The sequence below is a fragment of the Coleofasciculus sp. H7-2 genome (assembly GCF_042747725.1).
GTDB lineage: Bacteria > Cyanobacteriota > Cyanobacteriia > Cyanobacteriales > FACHB-T130 > FACHB-T130.
This window is the reverse complement of sequence record NZ_JBHZGO010000112.1, coordinates 40,689-59,678: the sequence shown is the minus strand read 5'-3', so window position 1 is coordinate 59,678 and position 18,990 is coordinate 40,689. Positions and strand designations below refer to the sequence as shown.

Genomic DNA, 18,990 nt, shown 5'->3' with positions numbered 1-18,990 from the left:
AACTCAGCTCACGCTTGATAAACTAACTTCCAACTTACCCCTACTAAAATCACGTAAATTACCAGCCGGAGTGCGCCTTGAGGAGTAATCTTGCAGAGTTTAGCACCTAGCAAAACCCCTGGTACTGTCCCTAACCAAATTGGCAATACTAAACTCCAATTTACTGTCCCAAGACAGAGGTATCCAAGGGAAGTAAACACTAATAAAATCGCTGCTGAAATATCTGTGCCAACCAATTTACGCGCGTCGAGGCGAAAAAAGGTAATCAAGACAATTGCAAACATCGCACCAGAAGACACGCTAGTTAATCCTACCAGACAGCCTAAAATTGCTCCTACACTGAGGGTCAAAATTCGACCCAACTGAGTGTTTAAGTCAAACTTAGGCGGCTCAGGTAACTTCAACTTCGGGACAAAATTTTTCAGCGACAATTGTGCGAATCCCAACAAGGTGACAAGCAGTATCATTAGCCCGATCGCACGTAGCAGAATGTAATCTAAGTTTAAAGTTCCATTACGCTTAATCAGGTATAAAATTCCTACTCCGATTAGTGAACCAGGAACACTTCCCCAAGCCAACCATTTGACAACTTGCAGGTCAAGCGTTTGCTGTTTCCAGTGTTTAAAGCCGCCGATCACCTTCATCAATGTGGCAGCTACTACATCGGAACTCACTGCGATCGCAGGTGGAACGTGGAACACAAAAATCAACATCGGAGTGATCAGAGATGCTCCACCGATTCCCGTTAAACCAACAATGATACCCACGACAAAACTGAGGAACGGTAGTAATAGATAGTCCATACTGCTGTCCTTACACAGGTGGTTAAAATGCTGAATCTCTAACTAGAGGTAAACTTTGACATTAGTGCTAGCGGCGATTAAGCAACATTCGCCGCCCATAAATCCCCATTAGCCACCGGGGAATAAGACAGGAGCATCAAGAATCTTAAACTGTATCAATGCCAGAATGACCAGAGTGTAGGCGCTTGAGGAGACTACACCTGTCAATAACTCTTTTTTAAAGTTACGCTCTTTGGGTTCCCCACTAAAAACATCCACAGCCCCTACTTGCATCAAGAGAATTCCCGCAATGTTAGAAAGCCAGTACCCGACGATTGAGCAAGGCAGAAGTAAATCTGGGGAAAGCCAACTACAGATATACCCAAAAAAATAAGCAATTGGCAGATTGAAAAACAGGTCATTCCACCAACAGAGTGGTGACAGCATATATCCAATGACCAGAAGGAATCCGCCTCTGAGCTTTTTGAACCAACCTTCCTGGAAACTTTGTTGAGCCGCTGGTTGCAAATGCTCAGAAGTTACTTGCCCTGCTAGGGTCAGCTCACTACTGGGTCTTTTAGCGTTGTCCATGCAAAGTCCACTATCCCGCTAGAGTTGCCGTAGTTTTAATTTAATCTGATACGGATCAAAAGTCTAGTACGGAAGGGACACCAGCTATAGTTTTTTGGAAATATCTAACTATGGTGTGAAAGTGAGGCGTGTTAGCGTAGCGGGGCGTAGCCTACTTACTCTCCAAATCAACTACACTCATCACCGTTCGACTTTGAACTGAGAACCCGATCGATCGAGGCGATAAACTAAGGTTTTCCCGTTGCCATCCACAGCGACTTGCCAACCTGGGATCATTGCTTGAGCGCAGCTATTTTCCGTACCAGGCAAATCAAAACAGGTATTCGACCACGTCTGCCCTCGACCTTCGAGGATGTATAACTGAGAAGTTGGTATTTTTAACCGCTTACTAGCATCCTGCAATACCACCTTGGCAATGAAATTAGGTAAAGAGTCTTTGCGTGGCGGCATTTCGCCTATTGCTTCTGTCTTAATTTGGTCAGCAGATTTATCGGTACGATAAACTTGGTATTGCTTCGGTTTGCCTTCCACCGTCACGCGCCAACCTGGTGTAATATCGCCTCTGCATCGTTCTACAGGACTCGGAAGACCTAAACAGCCATTAGACCAAGTTTGCTGTTGAGTTTTTGTAATCAGAAGTTGAGAGATTGGTAAGGTTAAATGCTCAGATGCTAACTTTAAAACTTGCTCGGCAACCGCAGGAGGCAATTTTTTCGCGTCATTTGTCGGGATCTGCCTTTGATAAAGCTGAACCTGGGAACCCACTTTGTCAGTATTATAAATCCAGCGTTTTTGTCCGCTTTCAATGGTGACTTGCCAACCTTCCACTACAATCGGATCGCAAGGATAGGGAAAAGTTGAAACTTCGCAACCATACGCCCACTCTGCCTGTTTAGCATTAATAATGCGTCCGGTGTTTGCTGGTAGTCCCCAGTTTTGGGTGGCATCTTGCAAAACGGCACTAACAACAGATTTAGGCAAATTGGCATCAACGATGCTGCTAGCGGCTTCATTTAATCTAATCTGAGAGCCGTTGCGATCGCTACGATAAACTAAGCTTTGTTGCCTAGCTTTTACAGTGACTTCCCAAGCAGGCATATTAATTTTGGTGCAACCTTCAGCCGGACGCGGCAGATTTAAACAGCCGTTCGTGTAAATCTGTTTATACTTAACGATGCGTAGTTGCGACGCTTGTAACCCCGTGCGTTGAGATGCCATTCGCAAAACGGCATTGGCAACAGAAGAAGGTAACTTTTCCTCCTTGGATAGTTGTCTGGCGGGATCGGCGACAGCAGCTTCTTTTAGGGTTAAAGCAGTACATAAAGATAAAGATAAGCTGCTAGTTAACAAAATTAAAGTAGCAATCACCCATTTTTTATGATTTATCTTTTGAGTCATTTTTTCCATGATTAATGCTGCTCCAAAGCTCATAAAATTCAAGTTTAGAAGTTTGATGCTTGCTTGAACTTTCTACAATTATTTGAGACGTGACTGCAAAACTTATGTTCCAAATTGAGTTTTCTCTGATTCGTAGAGGCACGTTAGCGCAGTGCCGTTTTGCGTTTCTAGGTTTTGAACGCACTTAACGCACTTTATTATAAAAAAATCACGACTAAAATCCGATTGCCATAACCTCCTATTTTTATAGCATTGGGATTAGGGTATCTAAAGAGTTGGTTTCAAAAACTGAAACCACTGATATTATCTGGGCGACTGAAGTTGCAGCTATATAAACGAAACCCGCCTACAGGGATTTCAAAAGTCCTATCAATTACCTATCTTCTCAGGCTGAAAGCACTATTCTTTACACTAAAGTAGCTTTCGCGCATGAACAATACTCAGTACATCATGCGTCCAAGTGGGAAGAATTAGTGTCATAGCAATTTCTTCTACCGTGTGAATGCAACCTACAGTAATTGCGATGAATAGAGTAACTCCGGCATAATTAAAACCGAATAGAGCAATTGTGGCGATGAACAGCGTTACTCCCCAAGCTTTGGCTGAATAAGTGTGATAGCTGGCAGGTTTTCCATATTTCGCCAAGTTGACTACCAACCAGATTAATTGCATCAAGATTATTAGGCTCAATGGGATTGAGAATGCAGTTACTAGATCAGGATGCACTAGCCATGCACTGATTGCGATACATAGATAAAGACAAACATCAGCCAAACTATCGGCTTGCCTCAAAGAAGCGGTACTGACACCTATTCGACGGGCGATCGCGCCATCAAAAATATCTGAAAGAAAGGCAAGTACAAAGCCAACGATGAACCAGGTGCTGGTTGTGCCATCAATGGCATCCCATAATAGCAAAGGGCTTAGAAAAAGGCGGATGATGACCAGTGAAAAGGGAATAGATTGCAGCATTAAGGATGAATATTTTTGGCGATCGCGTTGGGAGTGTTCGATTGTATTTATGTTGTTCATGTTATTGAAGTAATCAGTAGGCGTGTGATGATAAAGACGCGATCGCTCATCCCATTTCACTTTTGTGAAGCTACACATCAGCTTCCCCCAGCCCCCCTTAAAAAAGGAGGCTAAGAAGAAGCTTATGTGTAGCGGTTAGAAAATGAATGGGTAATCGCTAAAAAGGAAGCACCGTTATCGCTTGCATCTCGTACTGCTGATTCGCTGCTACATGACTGGATCTCGCGTTTGTCCCCAAAGGCAAGGGAAGTGGTTCGTGGCGTTCCAGGCGGTTGAGGGGTGTGCTGGTGGCAGTTTCGTAGGCGATCGCGGTGTGGATGTAAGCTAGGATTTCCATCATTGGTAGATGCCTGTGGGGGTGAAGTTCTCGATTACCCTTAGTTTTATGGGAATCCAGATTTAGAGGGAGCGATCGCTTACCAGTTTTTGAAAAGTGCGCCCGCTTGGTGGCTGTAAACCTAGTTTTTTCGTAGTGGCTGCGGCTTGAGAAGGGGTCAGTTGCAAAATTGGCTGACGCATTGCGTGCGAAAATAGCGAAGTCTTTTTCGCCTTGTCTACGCTTTGGCAAAGGCGATCGCTTCCGGAGCCTCTCCATGAGGCTTTCTCTACACGAACGAATTTCATCACCAGGAGAGCGATCGCCCTCTCTGATATAGCAATCCTATTTGAGTTGTATGCCAGCAGTTCAGATCCCCGACTTCCTCCCGGCTCACCCGACCGGGTGATTTCTCAGAACTCAAGAGCGATTAAGATAAACTCAGCAAACAACACGATTGAATACAACGGTTCGGCGTGCGTTGGTAAGTTTTGTAAACTACCTTCAGCCAATTGCAACTACTTGTAGTATTATACTACAGTTCCCTTGACCGGGAAATTATTGAAAAGTATCTAAGGAGGAAGAGTGATGTTAGAGCGTGTAGCCGTTAAGACCGCCACAACCATTCAGACGCAACACCCCATCTTCACAGAGCTTTTCATTCAATTATTCTGATGTACGCGAATAATTTACGCGATTCCTCTGTGAGTTTGGCGGTCAATAACCGTACCCATAGAGGAAACTTCAATGAATTTAGAGTTGTTAGGCTGGAATCGTTTTTTTGCGAAAAACTTTGACAGCTATTTTCAACAAGGATATACTGTTGGTCGAGTTGCTCTAGAGCAAAAAAATACCTACCTTCTCTACACCGAGTTTGGAGAATTGTCGGCAGAAGTAACGGGGAAAATGCGTTACCAAGCCGAGCGACGAACAGATTTTCCAGCGATAGGAGATTGGGTAGTCGTCAGCATCATTGACGATGAAGAAAGAGCAAATATCCATGAAATTTTGCCCAGAAAAAGCAAATTTTCTCGAAAAGCTGTAGGCGCACAAACAGATGAGCAAATAATTGCCACCAACATTGATACGGTGTTTTTGGTTTCGGGATTGGATCGGGATTTCAATCTCAGAAGAATCGAACGTTATCTAATTTTGGTTTGGGAAAGTGGAGCGAATCCAGTCATCATTTTGAATAAAGCCGACTTGTGCGATGAAGTTGAGCAACGAAAAGCGGAAGTAGAAGCGATCGCTCCTAGCGTACCCATTATTAGCTTGAGTGCGATTGAGAACCAAGGACTTGATGCCTTGACTCCTTATCTCAGCACAGGACAAACGGTAGCGCTGATTGGTTCTTCGGGAGTCGGGAAATCGACCATTACCAATCAATTAGCTAAAAAGGACATTCAAGCAGTTCAAACAGTACGCAAAGGAGATAATCGAGGTCGCCACACCACAACACATCGAGAGTTAATTATTTTGCCTTCTGGGGGTTTGCTGATCGATACTCCGGGAATGCGAGAAATTCAGATGTGGAATGGAAGTGAAGGCTTTCAAGAAACCTTTACTGATATCAATACGCTTGCTACAGAGTGTCGCTTCCGCGATTGCCAACATGAAACAGAACCCGGTTGTGCAGTGCAACAAGCTTTGCTTGATGGCACTCTAGATAAGCAGCGTTTTCGGAACTACCAAAAACTTCAACAAGAGCTTGAATACAATAACCGGAAACAAGATCAAAAAGCGTCTTTAGCCGAGAAGGAAAAATGGAAAAAAATCCATAAAGCTCTGAGGAACAATCCAAAACGCTAATTAGAAACCGTTACTCAAATTGTCGAAGCGTTAGAGGATTATCAAGGTGCTATATTGGTAATTTCTCACGCTCTGGACTTTCTCAGTCGCATTTAGATAACCAAAGTCTTGAAAATCCAAGATAGGGCGATGCGAACGACCGTTTCTCTTGCCGATGACCCAGAAAACTATTATCAAGAGTTGCTGGGATAGCTAAAGGTAGCTCAAAGTAAAATTAGGTGAAAGCTAAATAGGCAGGTTTGTTTGTATAGACACTACTTGAGGCGTCAGATATTTTTAGTAAACAGATGCCATGCTGAAAGACTATCAAAAACTCCTGAAACATGAATAAAAATCGTAGGGAATGGTTGAGCGTAAGGGAAACCCAACAAATATCACCAGTGCTGGGTTTCGTGACCTCAAAGAGAGCCTACACATCCTACTTGAGGCGTCGCATATTTTTAGCAAACAGATGCCATGAACCCTAACTCAAATAATCCTAAAACGATTACCTACACCCAAATTGTAGACCTGAGCCATATCATCGATCCAAATATGCCTATTTGGCAAAACGATCCACTCGTTGAATTTGAGACAGTCGCCGAGTTAGAAAAAGATGGTTACTATCTACGAAGATTCTCGATGGGAGAACATAGCGGGACTCATATTAACGCACCGAATAGCTTTTATGAAGATGGAGTTGGGATTGAGAGTTATCCAGCTCAGTCGCTCGTTGTACCAGCGATTGTTATCGATATTTGCGACAAAACTACTGCTAATTTTGACTATGCTTTAACAACAGTCGATGTCCTCAACTGGGAACAGCAACACCATCCTATCTCCGCTAACAGTGTTGTACTTCTATATACGGGTTGGCAAGAAAAGTGGGGCGATCGAAGAGCCTTTTTTAATCAGGACGAACAAGGCAAATTTCACTTTCCGGGGTTTGGTGCTGAAACTAGCCGATTCTTAATCGAACAACGCGCGATCGCTGGCGTGGGAATTGATACTCATGGCGTCGATGCCGGACAAGATGAAACCTTTAGCACCAATCGGCTGGTACTAGAAAAGGCTGGAATTGTATTGGAAAATTTGACAAATCTCGATCGGTTATCGCCCAGTGGAACTACATTAGTCATTGGGATTTTACGTCTACGGGGTGGTTCTGGGACACCTGTATCCGTGTTAGCTTTTGTGCCTTGATGCCTGCACCAAAAATCGCATTGACTTTAGGCGATCGCGCCTTCCTATTAAATCAACCTTGACAGGCTATTATCCCTTGTGGTGAAAGCAAAGATAGATGACACCGGATCTTGCCGACAACTCCCCGATAGCTGCACAAGAAAGGATCGATATGTCTGAACAAGAGGTTTTTGTCTTTCCTGCATCGTTTGCTCAACAGCGGCTGTGGTTTCTTGACCAGTTGATCCCTGGCAATGCCATCTATAATGTGCCGACAGTCATTCGCTTAACAGGTTCGCTCAACACTTCGGCATTAGAGCAGACGTTTAACGAAATTGTGCGTCGCCACGAAGCCTTACGGACTACATTTAAGGTGCTAGAGGGACTACCCGTACAAGCGATTCCTGCGGAAAGCGGCGCTAACGCTTCCAGCTTAACCATACCTCTGTCCGTACTCGACCTGCGGCAATTCCCAGTAGGCGATCGCGCACTCCAAGCACAGCAATTGGTAGCAGCAGAAATCGAGCGTCCTTTTGATTTGTCCTCTATCCCATTGCTGCGAGTGATGCTGCTACAGCTTTCCGAGACAGAACATATTCTATTGCTGAATATGCACCACATTATCTGCGACGATTGGTCGATTGGGGTGCTGATTCGGGAACTGGGAACACTATACACAGCTTTTACTCAGAAGCAGCTTTCTCCTCTGCCGGAATTGCCCCTGCAATACGCCGACTTTGCCCATTGGCAGCGCGAGTGGCTGCAAGGGGAAGTGCTGGAAACCCAGTTAACTTACTGGCGGCAACAATTAAACGGTATTTCCGTGCTAAATTTGCCCGTTGACCGACCGAAACCAGCTGTTGCAAGCTATCGAGGAGCAACGCAATCTTTAGAGTTACCGAAAAAGCTAAGTGATGCGCTACAGACGCTTTCGCAGCAAGAAGGTGTCACCCTATTTATGACTTTGCTGGCAGCATTTCAGACCTTACTCTATCGCTACACGCATCAAGAAGATATTGCGGTAGGTTCGCCAATTGCTAACCGTAATCGCAGCGAAATTGAAGGCTTAATTGGCTTTTTTGTCAACAGCTTGGTATTACGCGCCGACTTATCTGGAAACCCAACTTTTCGGGAACTCTTAGGCAGAGTCCGGCAGGTAACACTAGGCGCATACAGCCATCAAGATTTGCCTTTTGAGAAGCTTGTTGAGGAACTACATCCAGAGCGTAACTTAAATATTCATCCGTTATTCCAAGTAGTATTTGGCTTTGAGAATGCGCCAATGTCGGCGCTAGAACTACCTGGATTAGTGCCTAGCTTTATGGATATTGACTTTAAAACAACGCGATTCGATTTGGAGTTGCATCTGTGGAACTGTTCCGAAGATTTCCGGAGTTTATGGGGCGGTAAATGGGAGAATTCTGAGGGAATTAGAGGCGTAGTGGTGTACAACACGGATTTATTCGATGAAGCCACAATTACCCGAATGCTGGGACATTTTAAAACATTGCTTGAAGGTATTGTTAATAATTTAGAAGAACGAATCGCAAATTTACCGCTATTGGGTGAAGCTGAAGTACAGCAATTATTAATTCAATGGAACGACACCCAGACAAATTATCCTCAAAATAAGTGTATCCATCAGTTGTTTGAAAATCAGGTAGAGCAGAATCCTGATTCCATAGCAGTAATCTTTGAAAATGTAGAGACAAGGGTTATCGAGTCTCTAACCTACCGAGAGTTGAACATACGCAGCAACCAATTAGCACATTATTTACAAAAATTCGGGGTAGGTTCGGAAGTTTTAGTCGGCATCTGCATGGAGCGTTCTGTAGACATAATTGTGGGATTACTAGGCATTCTGAAAGCAGGAGGGGCTTATGTGCCTTTAGATCCTAGTTATCCTCAAGAGCGTTTGAAGTTCATGCTTGATGATGCTTGTAGGGACGAAGCATTCGTAAAGAAAAACCTTGGCTCCAATCCAGAAATTACTGGCATGAATGCTTCGCCCGTACTGTTGCTGACAGAAAAATTTGTTGAGCATTTTGGGGACTTCTCGAACCCAGTTGTTTACCTCGATAAGGATTGGGAAATCATTGCCCAAGAAAGTGAAGAAAACCCGAAAAGCGGCGTAACAAGCGATAACTTAGCTTATGTAATCTACACTTCTGGATCTACAGGAAAGCCCAAGGGAGTTGCTGTTACTCACAAAGCTGTAAATCGGCTGGTGTGCAACACAAATTATGTAAAATTGTCATCTGATGATAAAGTTGCCCAAGCCTCAAACACTTCCTTCGACGCAGCAACCTTCGAGATTTGGGGAGCTTTGCTTAACGGCGCTCAACTTGTTGGAATTAGCAGAGATGTCACCCTTTCGCCCCACGAGTTTGCATTACAGCTCCAACAAAAAGACATCAGCGTTTTATTTTTGACCACCGCCTTATTTCAACAGATTGCCAGAGATGTTCCGCAAGCTTTCGCTGACTTGCGCTATTTGCTATTTGGAGGCGAGGCTGTTGATATTAGGTGGGTCAGAAAGGTTCTTAAACAAGGAGCGCCAAAGCAATTAATTCATGTTTATGGGCTAACAGAGAGTACAACATTTTCTTCTTATTACTGCGTGGAGAAATTAGCAGAATCAGCAACATCTATCCCCATTGGTCGCCCGATTACGAATACGCAGATTTATCTGCTGGATGCTCATTTACAACCTGTACCAATTGGCGTAGTCGGCGAGTTGTACATCGGCGGTGATGGACTGGCGCGAGAATATCTCAATCGCCCTGAATTAACTGCTGAACGCTTTATTTCTAATCCTTTTGTAGCGGTTTGCAGTTCGATGCAGTACGGGCTGACCTCTCCCCCAACCCCTCCCCTACGTAGCTTGCTTCCGCGAAGCGGTGGGGAGGGGAGTCTTGCTCCCCCTTCCCTACAAGGGAAGGGGGTTGGGGGGTTAGGTTCTGTGTTCGATCCAATTGAGAACCGCTATAGTAATAAACCAGAAGCACGACTTTATAAGACGGGTGACTTAGCCCGCTATCTACCAGACGGCAATATTGAGTTTTTAGGTCGCATTGATAATCAGGTAAAAATTCGCGGCTTCCGCATCGAATTGGGCGAAATTGAAGCAGCAGTCAATCAGCATCCAGCAGTGGGGGAGACAGTGGTAATTGTTAGCGAAGACATACCTGGGGATAAGCACTTGGTCGCTTATATTGTTCCCAACCAGAAACAGACACCGACAAGCATAAATCTGCGACAATTCCTGAAAGAAAAGTTACCAGAATACATGGTGCCTTCAGCTTATGTGATGCTGGAATCTCTACCGCTGACACCGAATGGAAAAGTGGATCGCCGTGGCTTACCTGCGGTAGATACGCTCAGTTTTGATATTAAAGAAAATTATGTCGCACCGCGCGATCGCGTTGAGGAAGCGCTAGTCGAAATTTGGGCTAAAGTTTTGGGAAAACAGCAGGTAGGTGTCCGCGACAATTTCTTTGAATTGGGCGGTCATTCTCTACTAGCAACTCAGCTAACTTCCCGCATCCGCGACGCATTTCAAATAGAGTTATCTGTACGCAACTTGTTTGAATCTCCAACTGTAGCTAGTTTGGCTAGATACATTGAAACAATGTGTTGGGTAGCGGAAGGTTTGGATACCACAAGTTCTACGGGAAATGAGCGAGAAGAAATGGAATTTTAAGTGATTCTACAATCTCATTTGCAAATACTCAAGGTTCTGAGCGTTACCCGCATTTAGCACAAAACGCACTGACAACTTCGGAAAACACTTGATTCTTTTCCATCAATGCCATGTGTCCACCCGGCTTAATCGTGACGAGTTCAGCTTGAGGCAATTCGGCTTTCATGCGATCGCTTGCAACAGGTTTAGTCGCTATATCTGTTGCACCGCAAACGACCAACACCGGAACGTTAATCGTTGAGAGTGTCCTTGTTTCCTCGAAATTGAACATTGCCAATGTACCGCGAGCAAGAACACCAGGCGAACCTAAAGTCGATAAGAAAGCGGCGAAATCCAGCTGACCGCGTGTTTCAGTCCCCTTAAATCCAGAAATTTCTACGCTGATGTACAGCGAACCATTGAGATAGCTTAGCCAAGTCATCAGCCAAAAGATGGGTGACAGTAAAATGGTGAGGTACAGTAGTGGTTCGAGCAGCGGTTTCTGCAATTTGCGTAACACACCGCTCAAGATAGAAGTTTTCAGTGGATTTGTGTAGGTTGTATCTACGAGGATTAAGCCTGCCACCCGACGCCCCAGATGTTCTGGAAATAGCCGACAAAATGTTAGGTTAATCATACCGCCCATGCTATGTCCGAGCAGGATAACAGGCTTGTCTCCCGCTATGGCAACAACCGCTTCCAGGTCACGGGCATATTTTTCCACCGAGTAGTCATTGTTTTTGGGTCTAGAGGATTTTCCTAGCCCTGGCAAGTCCCAAACAATCACTCGGAAGCGATCGCTCAGTTGTCGCTTGGCATAGTACCATACCGCACTGTTCGGTCCCCAACCGTGTGACAAGATAATCGGTTGACCATCCTCAGGCCCATAGAACTCTACTTGCAGGACGCTACCATCCGGTCGTGGCACGCGCTGTACAGTTCCGGTACGCATCAACTTAGGTTCGTCAGCACCTTGGCGACGCAGCAGCGGCAAGCTGATAAAACGACCGCCACAAGACCACAAAACCATCGCCAGTCCGCCTATCAAGTAGGACATCCCCACCAGTTCCCCTTCATACCACTCATAAAGAATGTAAATCCCTCCGCCAAGTATCCCGATGGACAGCAATCCAACCAGCCATACGAGTAGGAAATTGAGGGGCATGAACATCATGAGCAGAAACCTTCGCGGTAGGATGTTGACTGCGTTGTTTTCCAACGTCATACCGAGGTTAGACTACAGTCGGCTCAATAGCAAGTACACTCCTCTAGCAGGTTAGGTAATCTCTTTATCCATCCAGTTATTGATTTCCGTTATCAGTTTGCACATTATGGTTCAAACAATTCAAGCTAAAAACGTTACCCTGCATGACTTAAGAAAAAAATTTGGACTCCAGCTAGTTGAGGATGACCAATTTTTTCAAGAATGGCAAGATAACTTGTCAGAAATCACAGATTTAGAAAAACAGAGACTCGACCGAGTTAAGGAGAGTTATTCCAACTTACTTGAGTACCCTCCCATGCTGGAAAATACTGTCAAAATGGTGGTGCTATCTCCACTGTTAGATTTAGCCGGATTTTATCTACCTCCCTTTCATATCAAATCAGAATCTTCTGTGGAAATTTCTGCTGAAGATGAAGGAGTCATCTACAAAGGACAAATGGATGTCTTGGTTTTGTTTCAAAAGCTTTGGATAATGGTCATCGAGTCTAAGCAGGCGGCTTTCTCTCTAGAATCAGGGAGAGCGCAGTTACTAGCTTATATGCTGGCAAATTCTAATCCAGATAAACCTACTTTTGGACTGCTAACGAATGGCGCAACTTTTAGATTCTTCAAATTAGCAAAACTCCATAACCATCAATACGCATTGTCTAAGCTGTTCGACATTTTCAATCCTGAAAATAAATTAGATGACGTTTTGAGAGTGTTAAAACGCTTAGGTCAATTGGCAACTAACAACTAATAACTATCGCCTTGATAAATAGTAATTGTAGTTTGGGTTAAGGTAACGAAACCCAACGTCTCTAAGCATTTTTTGAGTTAATCTAAGCTCAACCCAACCTACAATTATTCTTAACTGCACGGTATTGCTTGATAAATAGCCGAAAAGAGGTGTGATTTTGAAGACAGTTGAGTTTTTATCTTACCTCCGTAGCTTAGATATTCAGGTTTTTGTCGATGGAGAACGCCTTCACTGTAACGCCCCAGAAGGAACCCTAACATCCGAACTGCGTGCAGAAATACAAGAACGCAAAGCAGAAATTATTTCATTTTTAAGGGCAGCTAATTCTACTACCAGCCACGCTTCTACATCCCTGGTACCTATCTCGCACAATAGAAATCTCCTCCTCTCCTTTGCTCAACAGCGGCTGTGGTTTCTTGACCAATTATTTCCTAACAATTCCTTCTATAATGTCCCGGCAGCAGTGCGTCTAACAGGTTCGCTCAACGCTTCGGCGCTGGAGGAAACTTTTAACGAAATTGTGCGCCGTCACGAAGCTTTGCGTACCACTTTTGTCACAGTGGAAGGGCAACCCATTCAGGCAATTAATCCCAACTTAAAAATATCTTTACCAGTAATAGATTTACGAGAACTGCCAGCAGCCGAACGAGAAACCCAAGCACAACAGCTAACAACCCAGGAGGCTCAACGCCCTTTTAATTTATCAACTGACCCATTGCTGCGAGTAACGCTGCTGCGGTTGGATGAGACAGAACATATAATGCTGCTGAATATGCACCACATTGTCTCCGATGGTTGGTCTATCGGGGTACTAATTAAGGAGTTAGCAGCACTCTACACAACCTTTGCTTCTTGTAGAGATGGGATTAATCCCGTCTCTTTCCCCCTGCCAGAATTACCCATCCAATATGCAGACTTTGCACACTGGCAACGCGAGTGGTTGCAAGGGGAAGTTTTAGAAACGCAACTTGGTTACTGGCGGCAACAATTAGCTGGCATTTCTATGCTGAATTTGCCCACCGATAGACCGCGACTAGCCGTTCAAACTTACCGGGGTGCAACGCAAATTTTGCAACTACCGAAAAGTTTAAGTGAAGCGCTAGAGGCTCTTTCCCAGCAGGAAGGAGTAACTTTATTCATGACCCTGCTGGCAGTATTCCAGATTTTATTATACCGCTACACACAGCAAGAAGATATTGCTGTGGGTTCGCCGATTGCCAACCGCAATCGCAGCGAAATTGAAGGTTTAATTGGCTTTTTTGTCAATAGTTTAGTGCTGCGTACCGACTTATCAGGAAACCCAACTTTTCGCTCATTATTGAGTCGAGTGAAAGAAGTTGCCTTGGGAGCTTATGCTCACCAAGATTTGCCTTTTGAGAAGCTAGTAGAGGAACTGCATCCAGAACGCAGCTTGAACCAAAATCCCCTGTTCCAAGTGGTATTTGCGCTACAAAATGCGCCAATGTCAGCGCTAGAACTACCTGGATTAACGCTTAGCCCGATGGAATTTTATAGTCAGACAACCCGCTTTGATTTAGAGTTTCACTTATGGGAAAAAGGGCAAAATAATGGATTATGGGTAGATAGCTCAGAAGGAATTAGCGGCTTTGTAATTTATAGCACCGATTTATTTGATAAAGCCACTATCAATCGGATGTTAGGGCATTTTAAAACGCTGCTAGAAGAAATTGTTGCGAATCCAGAGCAACGAGTCGCCAACTTATCGCTACTCAGTCAATCTGAGCTACATCAGTTGTTGGTTGAATGGAACAATACCCAGGTAGATTATCCCAAAAACTTGTGCATTCATCAGCTATTTGAGGCTCAGGTAGAGCAGAATCCTGATGCTATAGCGGTAGTTTTTGAAGACGTAGAGACAAGGGTTATCGCATCTCTAACCTATCGAGAGTTAAATATACGGAGCAACAAAGTTGCACATTACCTACAGAAACTGGGTGTTGGTGCGGAAGTTTTAGTGGGACTTTGTGTGGAGAGAAGCCTCGATCTGGTAATCGGGATGTTAAGCATTCTCAAAGCGGGTGGAGCTTATGTATCTTTAGACCCTATTTATCCCCCTGAACGCTTGAACTTGATGCTAGAAGATGCTCAGGTGTCCGTGTTACTCACCCGCCAGGGAATTAATTTTCTGGCGAGTGAGAGTGCGGTGCAAGATGTGGAAATACAGGCAGATTGCCAAATCCATAATCCAATTGTTGTTTGTCTAGACCAAGATTGGCAAACGATTGCTCAAGAAAGCGAAGATAATCCTAGCAGCAACGTTACTGCAGAAAACCTTGCTTATGTCATCTACACTTCTGGCACCACCGGAAAGCCTAAAGGAGTTCAAATTGAACATGGTGGACTATTAAATCTAGTATTTTGGCATCAACAAGCGTTTGCAGTTTCACCGCTTGACCGAGTAACGCAGGTTGCCGGAGTTGCTTTTGATGCTTGCGGGTGGGAAATTTTGCCTTATTTGAGTGCAGGAGCTAGCGTCTATTTTCCAGATGATGAAATCAGGCGATCGCCTGAAAAACTGAGAGATTTTTTAGTGTCAAAATCGATAACAATTAGCTTTTTGCCGACGCCTTTAGCTGAGAAAGTTTTGTTGTTAGATTGGTCTGGAGATACCTGTTTGCGAATTTTATTAACAGGGGGCGACAAATTACATCAGTATCCTTTGGCTGAGTATCCTTTCCAGGTAGTGAATAATTATGGGCCAACTGAGAATACTGTTGTTACAACTTCCGGGATAGTTGCTGTTAGAGAGCAAGAAGATCCCCCCAACCCCCCTTTAAAAGGGGGGCAAGAAGATCCCCCCAACCCCCCTTTTAAAGGGGGGCAAGAAGGGAGCGCAGATGTAATAACACAATCAGGAAATGCGATCGCGCCTGCAATTGGTCGTCCCATTGCTAACATTCAAGTTTATGTGCTGGATAGTCATTTACAACCTGTACCGATTGGTGTTACTGGTGAATTGTACATTGGCGGTGATGGACTGGCGCGAGGTTATCTAAACCGTCCCGATTTAACTGCTGAACGATTCATTTCTAATCCTTTTAGCAATCAACCAAAAGCACGTCTTTATAAAACAGGCGATTTAGTTCGTTATCAACCAGATGGCAATATCGAATTTTTAGGTCGCCTCGACGATCAGGTGAAGATTCGCGGCTACCGCATTGAGTTGGGAGAAATTGAAGCGGTATTGAGTCAGCATCCAGCAGTGCTGCAAACGGTAGTAATGACTCGTGAGGATGCAGCAGGCGAGAACCGTTTGGTGGCTTATGTGGCTTTGAATACTGAGTTTCAATTGAGTGGAGATTCTAACTCAGCAATGATGCAAGATGAGCAGATTTTGCAATGGCAAATACTTTACAACGAAACTTACAATCAATCTGCTGCTGATATAGATCCAACATTCAATATTGTGGGTTGGAATAGCAGTTATACTAATCAATTGATTCCAGTAGAACAGATGCGTGAATGGGTAGATAACCAAGTGGCGCAAATTCTGGATTTGCAACCCAGCCGAGTGTTAGAAATTGGGTGTGGAACAGGTTTATTGCTGTTTAAAATTGCGCCTCACTGTACTAAATATTGTGGGACAGACTTTTCCTCGGCTTCACTTAACTACATCCAGCAGCAATTGACACAAGAGTTACCTCAAGTAACATTGCTTCAAAAGATGGCGACTGACTTTGAGGGAGTAGAGTCAGAAGCTTTTGATGCGGTGATTCTGAACTCGGTTGTGCAATATTTTCCCAGTATTGATTATCTGGTGCGCGTACTGGAAGGGGCAATCAATGCGATCGCTCCCAGTGGCTTCATCTTCATCGGCGATGTGCGTAGTCTCCCGCTACTGCAAGCTTTCCACGCCTCAGTGCAACTGGCTCAAGCCGAACCTTCTCTCACCCGCGAACAGTTGCAGCAACGGGTACAAATGCAAATGTTCCAAGAAACTGAGTTGGTAATCGATCCAGCTTTCTTCACTGTATTAAAACAGCAATTTCCCCAGATTAGCGACGTACAAATTCAACTGATACGAGGTTGTTCTCACAATGAATTAACGCAGTTTCGTTATAATGCGATTCTCCATATTGGGGCTGAAATAAATTCTGGAAGAACCCCCCTCAATCCCACCGAAACGGGGGGAAGTAAGAAGAATCCGGCTCCCTCCCCGTTGCGGGGAGGGCTGGGGAGGGGTTCCATAGAGTTGCTAGACTGGCACGAAAATAACTTAACCGTGTCCGCTGTACGTCAGTTATTAGTTAATAATCAACCAGAAATTTTAAGCATTACCAATGTGCCTAATGCGCGGGTAATGGCAGCAGTTAAAACAGCAGAATGGCTGTCAGGCGCAGCAGAATTTAAAACTGCTGGACAGATGCGTGAAGCTTTGCAAACACTCCAAAATTCAGGAGTAGATCCAGAAGATTTTTATACTCTAGATGTCCCTTACAACGTGGATATTAGCTGGTCACATTCCGGCACTGATGGACGCTACAATGTAGTGTTTGTCTCGCAACTAACAGGCAAAAAAACTATTTCCCCCGCCAGCATTGCCGTGTGTCCTTGGCGTTCTTATGCGAATAATCCCCTGCAAGCTAAAGCAGCTCGTAAGTTAATCCCTCAATTGCAGATTTATCTAACCCAAAAGTTGCCTGAGTACATGGTGCCTTCAGCTTTTGTGGTGCTAGAATCTCTACCGCTTACGCCTAATGGCAAAGTCGATCGCCGTGCCTTACCTGCACCTGAACCAGTCAAACTAGAATTGGCAGGAAGTTATGTTGCACCTCAAACTCCGGTTGAGGAAGTGTTAGTGAAAATTTTTGCAGAGGTTTTGGGAGTTAAACGGGTAGGTATTCACGACAATTTCTTTGAATTAGGAGGACATTCATTACTAGCGACTCAGCTGGTTTCTAGAGTGCGCGATGCCTTCGGGGCGGAGTTACCTTTGCGTAGCGTATTTGAGGCACCGACAATTGCAGAATTATCGAAAGCGATCGCTATCTTTAAGCAGACCAATACTCAAAGCAAAGCCCCAGCCTTAGTGCCAATTTCTCGTGAAAATCGTCGCATGAAGCTATCTTCTCTGAACCGAGAAAGCAAAGAAAGTTGAATTAAACAAGGGAATTGGTTGAATTGTGGTTGATGTTGTCACCGCAAGGCAAGCAAATTTGCATAGTGAATTATTAGCGCGTCTCACCGAGGGCAAACAATCTTCAGTTTGTTAAATGCGAGAGAAAATTCTCTACAGGGAGCGAGTTCCCAACCCCAACTCGCCGGTTGTTCTTTCTAACAAATTGATAGGCGCACACTCACCTAGAATTAAGATACGTCCCGATTTCGATGTCGAAGTTATTAGCAATAATGCCGATAGCACGACAACTGTGAAGTTAGTCAAACAGTTTCCAGATGGCAGCATCTCCAAATTTAAGAAATCCACTTTAGCTCCGGACAGTTGGAGTGATGACAAGATTATCAATGTAACCAACCAAGTAGCTTGTACTCCTCTTGCAACAAGTTTGCGGGGTGATAGTTCAACCTTGCATCGGCAGATTGTTGATGGCGTAGAGTGGGAAGTAATGAAGGATTCATCGGGCAAGGTGACATCTTCTTACCCCACTGGCGGCACTCCGACCACAAATTTTTGAGGTGGTGGTAGTATGACGATTTTCCAAGAGCTAGATGCGTATTTGAGCCAAAATTTCTCAGACGACTATTGGGCTGATGACGCTAGTTTATATGCTTGTGAGTTAGTTAAACAACTGACAACAGAGGATTGGGATGCTCTTCACGCCTCTTGGCAAAATCGCTCTAAGGAGTGGCAGGTGCGCTGTGCCGAAATTCTCGACTGGGGAGAGGTGAGTCAGGCAGTTCCTTTGCTGCTGGAGATGATTCGGGAGGAAGATGACGAGTTGACACTAACTGCGGCTGATTCTTTGAGGTCGATAGGTGTAGAGTTAGATTTGCCTGGTGAGGATATCTTGGAACGCTTGCAAACGGTAGCTCAGACGGGTAGCATCGCTAAACGCATTGTCAATGAGCTACTGAAACAATTACAAGTTCAATCATTCTTACCCTGAGCCTACACCTGTCCTTAGTAGATTTGCGTGAAGCAAAGCGAGGAACGAGGGTCAGCGATCGCGCAACTCTCAAAAGTGGTTGAAAGTTTTGAAGACAGCAATGCTAAAAGTAAAGCCCCACTTTTAGTCCCAATTTCTAGTGGTAGTCGGCGGATGAAGCTATCATCGC

Annotated in this window: 14 protein-coding genes; 7 read left to right on the top strand and 7 right to left on the bottom strand. The window is 44.6% G+C overall.

Features of this window, described 5'->3' with window-relative positions:
- Positions 1 to 8: 8 nt before the first annotated feature.
- The 6 genes from ACFW2W_RS26135 to ACFW2W_RS26110 all read right to left on the bottom strand — a co-directional run bounded on the left by ACFW2W_RS26135 (position 9) and on the right by ACFW2W_RS26110 (position 4,427).
- The gene (locus tag ACFW2W_RS26135) at positions 9 to 803 is read right to left on the bottom strand and encodes a sulfite exporter TauE/SafE family protein (RefSeq protein ID WP_378184768.1); all 795 of its coding nucleotides are present in this window, start codon (positions 801 to 803) and stop codon (positions 9 to 11) included.
- Between the two features lie 108 nt (positions 804 to 911).
- Positions 912 to 1,373, bottom strand: coding sequence for a hypothetical protein (locus ACFW2W_RS26130; protein WP_378184766.1), 462 nt, complete (start codon positions 1,371 to 1,373; stop codon positions 912 to 914).
- Positions 1,374 to 1,553: 180 nt separating this feature from the next.
- Entirely contained in the window at positions 1,554 to 2,780 is a 1,227-nt protein-coding gene (locus tag ACFW2W_RS26125) for a hypothetical protein (RefSeq protein WP_378184764.1), read from the bottom strand.
- 402 nt (positions 2,781 to 3,182) lie between these two features.
- Positions 3,183 to 3,743 (bottom strand): CDP-alcohol phosphatidyltransferase family protein, encoded by a 561-nt coding sequence (locus tag ACFW2W_RS26120; protein WP_378184833.1) that lies wholly within the window; start codon positions 3,741 to 3,743, stop codon positions 3,183 to 3,185.
- Between the two features lie 217 nt (positions 3,744 to 3,960).
- Entirely contained in the window at positions 3,961 to 4,143 is a 183-nt protein-coding gene (locus ACFW2W_RS26115) for a hypothetical protein (protein WP_378184762.1), read from the bottom strand.
- A gap of 59 nt (positions 4,144 to 4,202) precedes the next feature.
- Positions 4,203 to 4,427, bottom strand: a complete 225-nt coding sequence (locus ACFW2W_RS26110) for a hypothetical protein (protein WP_378184760.1) — start codon at positions 4,425 to 4,427, stop codon at positions 4,203 to 4,205.
- 439 nt (positions 4,428 to 4,866) lie between these two features.
- Here ACFW2W_RS26110 and rsgA point away from each other — a divergent pair, with 439 nt between their 5' ends.
- The 3 genes from rsgA to ACFW2W_RS26095 all read left to right on the top strand — a co-directional run bounded on the left by rsgA (position 4,867) and on the right by ACFW2W_RS26095 (position 10,792).
- Positions 4,867 to 5,928, top strand: a complete 1,062-nt coding sequence (rsgA, locus tag ACFW2W_RS26105) for a ribosome small subunit-dependent GTPase A (protein WP_378184758.1) — start codon at positions 4,867 to 4,869, stop codon at positions 5,926 to 5,928.
- A gap of 456 nt (positions 5,929 to 6,384) precedes the next feature.
- Positions 6,385 to 7,110 (top strand): cyclase family protein, encoded by a 726-nt coding sequence (locus tag ACFW2W_RS26100; RefSeq protein WP_378184756.1) that lies wholly within the window; start codon positions 6,385 to 6,387, stop codon positions 7,108 to 7,110.
- Positions 7,111 to 7,261: 151 nt separating this feature from the next.
- Positions 7,262 to 10,792, top strand: a complete 3,531-nt coding sequence (locus tag ACFW2W_RS26095; protein ID WP_378184754.1) for an amino acid adenylation domain-containing protein — start codon at positions 7,262 to 7,264, stop codon at positions 10,790 to 10,792.
- 43 nt (positions 10,793 to 10,835) lie between these two features.
- Here ACFW2W_RS26095 and ACFW2W_RS26090 read toward each other — a convergent pair whose 3' ends face one another.
- The gene (locus ACFW2W_RS26090) at positions 10,836 to 11,945 is read right to left on the bottom strand and encodes an alpha/beta fold hydrolase (protein WP_378184752.1); all 1,110 of its coding nucleotides are present in this window, start codon (positions 11,943 to 11,945) and stop codon (positions 10,836 to 10,838) included.
- 157 nt (positions 11,946 to 12,102) lie between these two features.
- Here ACFW2W_RS26090 and ACFW2W_RS26085 point away from each other — a divergent pair, with 157 nt between their 5' ends.
- The 4 genes from ACFW2W_RS26085 (at position 12,103) to ACFW2W_RS26070 (ending at position 18,821) form a co-directional block, all read left to right on the top strand.
- Positions 12,103 to 12,735: a restriction endonuclease subunit R gene (locus ACFW2W_RS26085; RefSeq protein ID WP_378184750.1), complete on the top strand. Its 633-nt coding sequence runs from the start codon at positions 12,103 to 12,105 to the stop codon at positions 12,733 to 12,735.
- Positions 12,736 to 12,892: 157 nt separating this feature from the next.
- Positions 12,893 to 17,854, top strand: a complete 4,962-nt coding sequence (locus ACFW2W_RS26080) for a condensation domain-containing protein (RefSeq protein WP_378184748.1) — start codon at positions 12,893 to 12,895, stop codon at positions 17,852 to 17,854.
- Between the two features lie 115 nt (positions 17,855 to 17,969).
- Positions 17,970 to 18,389: an EndoU domain-containing protein gene (locus ACFW2W_RS26075; RefSeq protein WP_378184746.1), complete on the top strand. Its 420-nt coding sequence runs from the start codon at positions 17,970 to 17,972 to the stop codon at positions 18,387 to 18,389.
- Between the two features lie 12 nt (positions 18,390 to 18,401).
- A complete protein-coding gene (locus ACFW2W_RS26070; protein ID WP_378184744.1) occupies positions 18,402 to 18,821 on the top strand; it encodes a hypothetical protein in 420 nt (139 codons plus the stop codon).
- The last annotated feature ends 169 nt before the right edge of the window (positions 18,822 to 18,990 follow it).